The sequence below is a fragment of the Collinsella ihumii genome (assembly GCF_030385545.1).
GTDB lineage: Bacteria > Actinomycetota > Coriobacteriia > Coriobacteriales > Coriobacteriaceae > Collinsella > Collinsella ihumii.
This window is the reverse complement of sequence record NZ_JAUEIQ010000017.1, coordinates 1-7,737: the sequence shown is the minus strand read 5'-3', so window position 1 is coordinate 7,737 and position 7,737 is coordinate 1. Positions and strand designations below refer to the sequence as shown.

The window sequence follows — 7,737 nt, the reverse complement described above, 5'->3', positions numbered from 1 at the left end:
GACCTTCTGCGCGTCGGAAGGATTCAGGACAAGACCGGTGGGAGCTATTGGGATCTCGATACCGGCGATATGCAGCTCGATTTCACGCCTGACGGCATGGCGACCGATAGCGATATCAACCTTCTGAGCACGAGGATAACGGCGGCTCAGAGCACCGCGAACAATGCGAGCAGCGCCGCCAGCTCAGCCCAAAGAACGGCCAATTCCGCACAAACGACCGCAAACACAGCGAACAGCAAGGCCACGAGCGCCAAGACGAAAACCGACAAGATCACCTTCACGTCGAGCGGAATAACCGTAAAGGGCACGGACGGCAGGAACTACAAGGCGATGACTCTAAGCCCTGACGGACTCATCAACGACGGCTCTATCACCGACTTGAAAACCGCTCAGGCGACGCTCGGACTCAAAGACTGGGGTCTTGTCTTTCAGGACAACGCCGAGACAGTCCGTTTCTGGGTTTCGAACAACAGAGATGAGATCTACGGTCAGACAACTTCCTGCTCGTTCCTCATCAACTCTGGGGGTATGTGGGTGAACGGCAAGAAGGTTCAGACGGAATAGAAGGGGGGATGTATGCAACTCAACGAGCTGGAAATCGTCGGCAGATGCGCCGACGAAGACAGAATCTGCTTCGAACTCGATTGCGATTGGGACGATGCGGCAGCGCTAAACGGCCAGAAGCTTACCGTCGCGGATGGCGGTAAGACAGTTGAAGAATTCTATGGTTACAAGCTGCATTCCATAGATGAGAGTTCAGACGGCACGCTCTACTGCTGGTTTGCATTGAAACTTGACGATGCGACTAAGGAGTCAATCGCTCAGATCTCTGAATCTGTCAATTCGATTCAAAAAGACCTGCAATCCGCGTCACTTGCATTTGGTCTGGTTGATACCGTCGCGCGTCTGGTGACGGCATCAATTGATTTCGAGACGGTAAGCGCGTATGATGTAGTATCAATCGCCGATTATATCCAAGAATGGGTACCCGGAATCCAACTCGGTAGAAATGCCCCTGTCACATACAATGGCAAGCTCTATCGCACGTCTCAGGCTATCGCCGAGACTCAGGAGCAATACCCGCCAGATATCGCAGGCGAAAGTCTTTACTACCCAATCGAAGTCGCCGATGACGGAATCATCGTCTACAGGACGTGTCACGGTGACTATGACGCTGTCAGGAAGGGCGAGAAGCGGCATTATCCGGACGCGCGCGGGCCGGTGTATGTCTCTTTGATCGACTACAACAGCACGATTCCCGGCAGCGACGAACGTTGGTGGGAGCTGGTGAAAGATGAATGACCGGACTATCGAACTAGATATCTCGAAAGAAGGGGCTGGCACCTTTGTTCGTGTCGCGCAGGGCGACGATGGCGGAACGACAATCAAGGCGCTGATCTACGATAACGGCGCTGAGCTGTCGCTTGCTGGGGCTGCGGTATGGCTTGTCGTGCTTCTGCCGAACAAGCGCAATTACTATCGCGGTCAATGCACGGTGAGCGGGAACGCAGCGACGCATGTCGTGGACGAGTCGAAGCTTTGCAGCGTACCTGGCTACACCGATGAAGCCTACTTCACGGTTACGAAGGACGGAAACACCTACTCAACGGAGCGCTTCGCGATTGAGATACTGCGGAGCGCGCTTGACGGCCAGAAGCCAGCTCAGAATTGGGATGCCGCCGTCGATGACCTCATTGCGCGCGGCGACGCTGCGGTATCTGCCGCCAACGCCGCTGCCAGCTCGGCGAACGCGGCCGCTAAGCGGGCGAACGACGGTGCCGACACGGTAAACGCCGCGAAGGAAAACGCCAACAAGGCCGCTACCGCTGCGAACAACGCCGCTTCCGCCGCCAATACGGCGAAGGCGAACGCCGACAAGGCAACCACGGCTGCGAACAACGCCGCTTCCGCCGCCAATACGGCGAAGGCGAACGCCGACAAGGCAACCACGGCTGCGAACAACGCCGCAAGTTCTGCGAACACGGCCGCTTCTAGCGCTCGCGCTGCCGCCGCTACTGCGAACGGCGCAGCGGATGACGCTACCGCCGCCGCTCAGAACGCCTTAAACATCGCCAACGCGATTGCCGCTATCGAGCCGCCTTCTGACGATGAGGTGCAGGAGCTGCGCGATGAGAACGCGACGCTCGCGACAGCCCTTGTCGAGCTGCAAGACGGCTACATAGTACTCGGAGAAATCGCATACATGCCCACCAACAGGCGAAGCGCGCTGTCTGGCGAAACGCTCACCGTAGCGCAAGCGACCATGAGCGGCGAGACGGCGACGCTCAACTAAGGAAGGAAAAACGAAATGGCCGACTTGTCGAAATTCTCTATCGGCGGCACCGCCTACAACCTGAAGGACACTTCGGCGCGCAACACCGCGAACGCCGTAACGACCGCCGAGGAATACGACCGACAGCACAACATCAACTCTTACGCGGGGCGCTCGCTCGCTTCGGTCTTCGCTAACGAGATCGGGAGCACCGACATTTACACGTGGCTGAGAAACCGCGTGCGTGCCGGTAACTTCGCGGGCTTGCGCATCGGCGATTACATCGACGTTCCCATCACGGCAGGCGCTAACGTGCCTTCTCAGACGGTGCGCTACCGCATCGGCGCAATCGACCACTATTACCAGTGTGGCGACACCGCCAAGGGGCACCATATCGTCATGGTGCCGCTCGCGCCCGTGAGCGTCACCGGAGACAAGGCGGTTAACACCAGCTATCTTCAGTGGCGCGACACGAACGACAACAACGGCACCGCCGATGAGAAGCACCCGTATTTGGTTTCGAAGCTCCACGACTGGGAAATCAACGACTTTCTGCCAGCGCTGCCGACCACGCTTCAAAGCGCGATCATGGCTCAGCGCGTGCTTCTCGAAGAGCGCTATTCGTCTAGCGAAAAGCTCACGGAATCGAGCGGTTGGAGCTGGGCGGACTTGGGCAAGGTCTGGTCGCCTTCCGAGATGGAGGTTTACGGCTGTCCGGTCTGGGGCACCAAGGGCTACTCTGTCGGCTTCGATAGCCAGTTCCCCATCTTCAGTGACACGGCAAGCCGCATCGCGGGCGGTCGCGTCTATTGGTGGCTGCGGTCTGTCATGGGCGGGTCTTCGTCCCACGCGTGCGATGTCAGCGGCACTGGCTATGCCAGCTACGACGCGCCGACGCACGACTGGATACGCCCGCTGCCGTGCTTCCTCATAGGCTGATAAGCCGTACACAGTACCGCACTGGCGCATGCATTGCGCATGCGCCTACCGTCGCAGATAAGGAGGTGACGCGAGCGTGAGCGGCGTATACATGCGGAACCGCAATCTGAGCGCTTACGAGTATTTCAACACGGCGGTCATAATCAGAAACGACGTGACGCGCCTAGTGACTTCGCGCGACGTTCCGAAATCCTACCGGTTCATCTTCGCGGTGCCGATGGCCGAGACGGCGCGAAGCGTGGTCTTCAATCTGGTTAAAGCCGATGCCTTCTACCCGAACACGACGCGCGCCGTCGATGAGCGAAAGCGTTACATGACGCTAGCGTTGGCAGATCTAAACCAGCTCTATCAAGACCTGCAAAGCCTTCTGACGATGGGGCTTCCCGTCAAGGCCGCACGTCTCGAAGGGATTCTGGAGCACATCGACAGCGACATTAAGCTTGTAAAGGGCGCACGCGCTGGCGTGAAGCTCATCGGAAAGGGGTAGAATGGTCGCGCGTTGTCCCTTGGAAATCATCGCGTCAATTGGTGGCTGCGGTCTGTCATGGGCGGGTCTTCGTCCAACGCGTGCAATGTCAACAACAATGGCAATGCCAACAACAACGCGCCGACGAACGACTGGATACGCCCGCTGCCGTGATTCCCAAGCTTTGCCAGACCGTGCGGCCAGAAGCGCCGCGCGCCGTGCATTTGAGGAAGGAAGGGGCGACCATCGGGCGAAAGCCCGTAAATATGCACCCCGCGACGGTTGCCGTTCGCTGCTTGCATGGCGCGGTTCTCTGCATCCGACCGCGTTTCATGGTCAACCGTCAAGCGGCTGCTGGATGCCGACTGCGAGCCGCGCGGGGTGCCCTAATGAACTCTGATGAGCGACGGGCTGCGCGCCGTGCAAGGCGCGATGCGAAACGCGCCGCTAACCGAGCAAAACGCATCGAGCGATGCACGCTAGAAGCCGTTGCAGATCTAGACAATCTATATGTCTCCGCAAACGACGCTGCTTCTGGCGTTCGATGGAAAGCCAGCGTTCAGCGTTATATGGGGCGCGTCATGCCAAACATCATGCGGTCACGGCGCGATCTGCTCACGGGCGCTGACTTCCGACGCGGCTTCATCGAGTTTGATTTGTTCGAGCGCGGCAAGCTTCGTCATATCTGCTCTGTCCACTTCTCGGAGCGCGTCATTCAGAAGTCTTTGAGCCGTCACGCGCTCGCGCCAGCGATCTGGCCGACACTCACCGAAGGGTGCGCCGCAAACGTCAAGGGGCGCGGCACCGAGTACGCAATCAAGAGAATGAAGCGCCAACTCGTAGCCCACCGGCGCAAGCACGGAACGGAAGGCTACATCTTGCAGGTAGATTTTTCAGACTACTTCGCGAATATCGACCATGACGTTTGCAAGCGCATCATCGACCGAACGATTGACGATGAGCGCATAAAGAAGATCATGAGCGACCAGATAGACGCTCACGGCGCGCGGGGATTAGGGCTAGGCAGCGAGCCGAACCAGATTCTAGCGGTCGCGCTACCTTCGCCGATAGACCATCTGATGCTGTCGCTTCCGGGCATCATCGCGAGCGGGCGCTACATGGACGATAGCTATTGCATCGCCCTTGACAAGCAGACGCTTTGGGGAGCGCTTTCACGTATCGAAGCGATCTGCGCAGATCTGGGAATCATCATCAATCGCAAGAAGACACGCGTAGTCAAGTTGTCGCGTGGCTTCGTGTTCCTGAAGAAGAGGTTTTCGTATGGCGAAGGCGGCAAGGTGGTTGTTCGCCCTTGCCGCTCTTCCGTGACGCGGCAGCGGCGCAAGCTGAAGAAGCAAGCCGCGCTGGTTTCTCAGAGCGTTATGACCATCGAGCAGGTCAGGCAGTCTTACCAGTCATGGCGCGGTGGCATGAAGCGGATTGACGCTTACGAGACGGTAAGGCGAATGGACGCGCTCTATAAGCAGCTCTTCGGCTAGGAAAAGCGCACATCATCAGGCACCCAAGCCCTCGCAGACGCGGGGGCTTTTCGTTATCGAGAGAGAGGGGAAACAATGGCACTCACCGAGGATGAAGAGAGCATGGTTCGCGCGCTTATCGCGATCTACAAGACGCAAGCGCCGTCGCTCTCAACGGATGTTGCGAGCCGCGCCGCCGCGCTTTTCGCGGCGTGGGACGGCGACGGGCACGCTTATGCAGAGGGCGAGCGCGTGAGCTATGAGGGCGAGCTTTACATCTGTCTGACACCGCACGCGTCGCAGGCTGATTGGGCACCAACGGCAGCGCCAAGCCTTTGGGCAAAGGCTATCGACTACGCGAGCAGCGGCGGTGACCCGTCAAGTATCCCTGAGTGGGCACCGCCGAGCAACGAGAATCCATACCCGAAGGGCGCAATCGTTCGCCACAACGGCAAGGTCTGGGAATCGCTCGTTAACACAAATGTTTGGGAACCCGGCGCACAGGGCACCGAAACGGTCTGGCGCGAGGTGACGGAGGGCTGACGTGGCGGAAAGCGTTCTAGATCATGCAGCCGCCTTCGGTGCCGAATGGTTCTTGGCGTTCACCGTCATAATCGGCTTCGGCATCCTCGCAAAGCAGTTGCTTAACGAATATCAGCGCAACAACGAGCGCAAGGCCGAACTTGAAGAGCGCAACGCGGCGCGACAGGCAGAGCTAGAGCTGAAACGCGAAGAGCGCAAGCGCGACGAACTCAACGAACGTGCGCAGCGCGACCGCGAGCGCTCGGAAATGGAAGGGCGCATCGCGGCGCAGATGGAACGAAGCAACAACATTTCGGAAGGGCTGCAAGCCGCTATGGAATCTCTCAGAGCTGCTACGTCAGCGCTGCATGACGAGATTAGAGAATCGCGTGAGCACTCACACGACATGGCAAACAAGGTCGACCACATTTACGACCGCGTAGACCTCATTTACGAAAAGGAGAGCTGAAATGATTAACTATATCGCACGTGTCAAGAACAAGACTTTTTGGCTGACGCTCATTCCCGCCGTCCTGCTTCTTGTGCAGGTGGTGGCCGCGCCGTTCGGCTATCAGTGGGATTTCGGCGTTCTGAACGACCAGCTGGCAGCAATCATCAACGCGCTATTCGCCGTTCTCGCGATTCTTGGAATAGTAGTCGACCCGACCACTGCTGGCGTTGGCGATTCCGCGCAAGCACTTACGTATACAGAGCCTAAGGAGTAGAGAAATGATTGATTGGGCGAATCTTCAGCCTGACAAGATCAAGCTGCTTGCAAAGCATTTCACAAGCGGTCGTAGAGGTAAGAAGGTCGAGTTTGTAGGCATCCACTATATGGCGGGTAACCTTACTACCGAAGGTTGCTGGAACGTATGGCAGACGCGCGAAGCGTCGGCTCATTACTGCGTAGAGGATGACGGAACTATCGGCCAGACGGTTTACGACCGTGACACAAGCTGGGCGCTCGGCGACTTCGACGCTAACTGCCGCTCTATCAACATCGAGCACGCTAGCATGGCAGATGGCACCGTCACAGATCAGACGCTTGACGCAGGCGCGCATCTTACCGCCGCAATATGCTTGGCTTACGACCTTGGGAAACCAGAGTGGCTTGTTAACGTGTTTCCGCACTGCTATTTCATGGCGACCAGCTGCCCCGGTCAGCTCTATAAGTCTCAGAAGGACGCGTATATTGCGCGCGCTCAATACTGGTATGACGAGATGACAAAACCAGCTGCCCCGGTCAAGCCGTCAGAACCGGCTAAGCCGCCGCTTCCTGATGCGCTCAAACAGTTCACCGATCTAGATAGCACAGCTTGGTACATCGGCCCACTTGAAAAGGCGGTATCAGCCGGATACATCAACGGTTACGGAGACGGACGAATTGGCCCCGATGATTCGCTCACTCGCGGCCAAGCGGTCTGCATCGTAGCGAATGCCGCTGATGCGGTCTTCGATCATCCGTTTGATGACGTGGTTGCAAGCCCGTATTACTACGATGCCATTGCTTGGGCAAAAAGCGCAGGCATCGTTTCGGGCAACGATGGAGAGTTCCGCCCGAACGACCATTGCACGCGCGCTGAGTTTGCGTCGATGCTTTGCAACTGGCAGGGCGGCGAAGCTGTTGGTGAGCCAGCGGGTTATTCCGATTGGGCCAACGTCCCCGATTGGGCGAAAAATGCCGTCGCATGGGCGATTGAGCACGCCGTCATTTCTGGCAACGCCGGTCATATTCGCCCGAACGACCCTTGCACGCGCGCAGAAGGCGCGGCGATGCTTGTAAATCTTCTCTTGTAGACTTGTGCAGACATGGTTTCTCCTTCCGCATGTCTGCATAGTCGATAAAAGCGGGGTACCCTGATAAGGGGTACCACGCTTTCTGCCGTTATACGAGCTTTCAGCAAGCCGTCTATCTGGTGTTTTACAAATGCCTACAATTGCTACTTCTTGCATGTCCCGATGACCACAAACCAGTTTTTCGCTACCTTTACAATGCAAGTGTCAAGTTTGATGGCCGCGCGGTTCGCTGCGTCAGTGGAGTTCGCCGTTTTTCTCATAAG

The 7,737-nt window shown here is 57.6% G+C and carries 11 protein-coding genes; all 11 read left to right on the top strand.

Annotated elements, in window-relative coordinates:
* Positions 1–564 (top strand): alanine-zipper protein (locus QVN30_RS11320; protein WP_289836446.1); only part of this gene is annotated, 564 nt, incomplete at its 5' end.
* A gap of 12 nt (positions 565–576) precedes the next feature.
* Positions 577–1,302 (top strand): hypothetical protein, encoded by a 726-nt coding sequence (locus QVN30_RS11315; protein WP_289836444.1) that lies wholly within the window; start codon positions 577–579, stop codon positions 1,300–1,302.
* Entirely contained in the window at positions 1,295–2,293 is a 999-nt protein-coding gene (locus QVN30_RS11310; protein ID WP_289836442.1) for a BppU family phage baseplate upper protein, read from the top strand. The genes QVN30_RS11315 and QVN30_RS11310 overlap by 8 nt, the downstream gene beginning before the upstream one ends.
* Before the next feature lie 15 nt (positions 2,294–2,308).
* The gene (locus tag QVN30_RS11305; protein ID WP_289836441.1) at positions 2,309–3,211 is read left to right on the top strand and encodes a DUF6273 domain-containing protein; all 903 of its coding nucleotides are present in this window, start codon (positions 2,309–2,311) and stop codon (positions 3,209–3,211) included.
* A 76-nt stretch (positions 3,212–3,287) separates the two neighbouring features.
* Positions 3,288–3,698 carry a hypothetical protein gene (locus QVN30_RS11300; RefSeq protein WP_289836440.1) on the top strand — a complete coding sequence of 137 codons (411 nt, stop codon included), beginning with the start codon at positions 3,288–3,290 and terminating at the stop codon, positions 3,696–3,698.
* Positions 3,699–3,755: 57 nt separating this feature from the next.
* A complete protein-coding gene (locus tag QVN30_RS11480) occupies positions 3,756–3,851 on the top strand; it encodes a hypothetical protein (RefSeq protein ID WP_353738988.1) in 96 nt (31 codons plus the stop codon).
* 215 nt (positions 3,852–4,066) lie between these two features.
* A complete protein-coding gene (locus QVN30_RS11290; protein ID WP_289836438.1) occupies positions 4,067–5,176 on the top strand; it encodes an RNA-directed DNA polymerase in 1,110 nt (369 codons plus the stop codon).
* A 75-nt stretch (positions 5,177–5,251) separates the two neighbouring features.
* Positions 5,252–5,698: a carbohydrate-binding protein gene (locus QVN30_RS11285; protein WP_289836437.1), complete on the top strand. Its 447-nt coding sequence runs from the start codon at positions 5,252–5,254 to the stop codon at positions 5,696–5,698.
* 1 nt (position 5,699) lies between these two features.
* Positions 5,700–6,146: a cation:proton antiporter gene (locus QVN30_RS11280; RefSeq protein ID WP_289836436.1), complete on the top strand. Its 447-nt coding sequence runs from the start codon at positions 5,700–5,702 to the stop codon at positions 6,144–6,146.
* Position 6,147: 1 nt separating this feature from the next.
* The gene (locus QVN30_RS11275) at positions 6,148–6,402 is read left to right on the top strand and encodes a phage holin (protein WP_289836435.1); all 255 of its coding nucleotides are present in this window, start codon (positions 6,148–6,150) and stop codon (positions 6,400–6,402) included.
* Between the two features lie 4 nt (positions 6,403–6,406).
* Positions 6,407–7,474 (top strand): S-layer homology domain-containing protein, encoded by a 1,068-nt coding sequence (locus tag QVN30_RS11270; protein WP_289836434.1) that lies wholly within the window; start codon positions 6,407–6,409, stop codon positions 7,472–7,474.
* Positions 7,475–7,737: the final 263 nt, after the last annotated feature.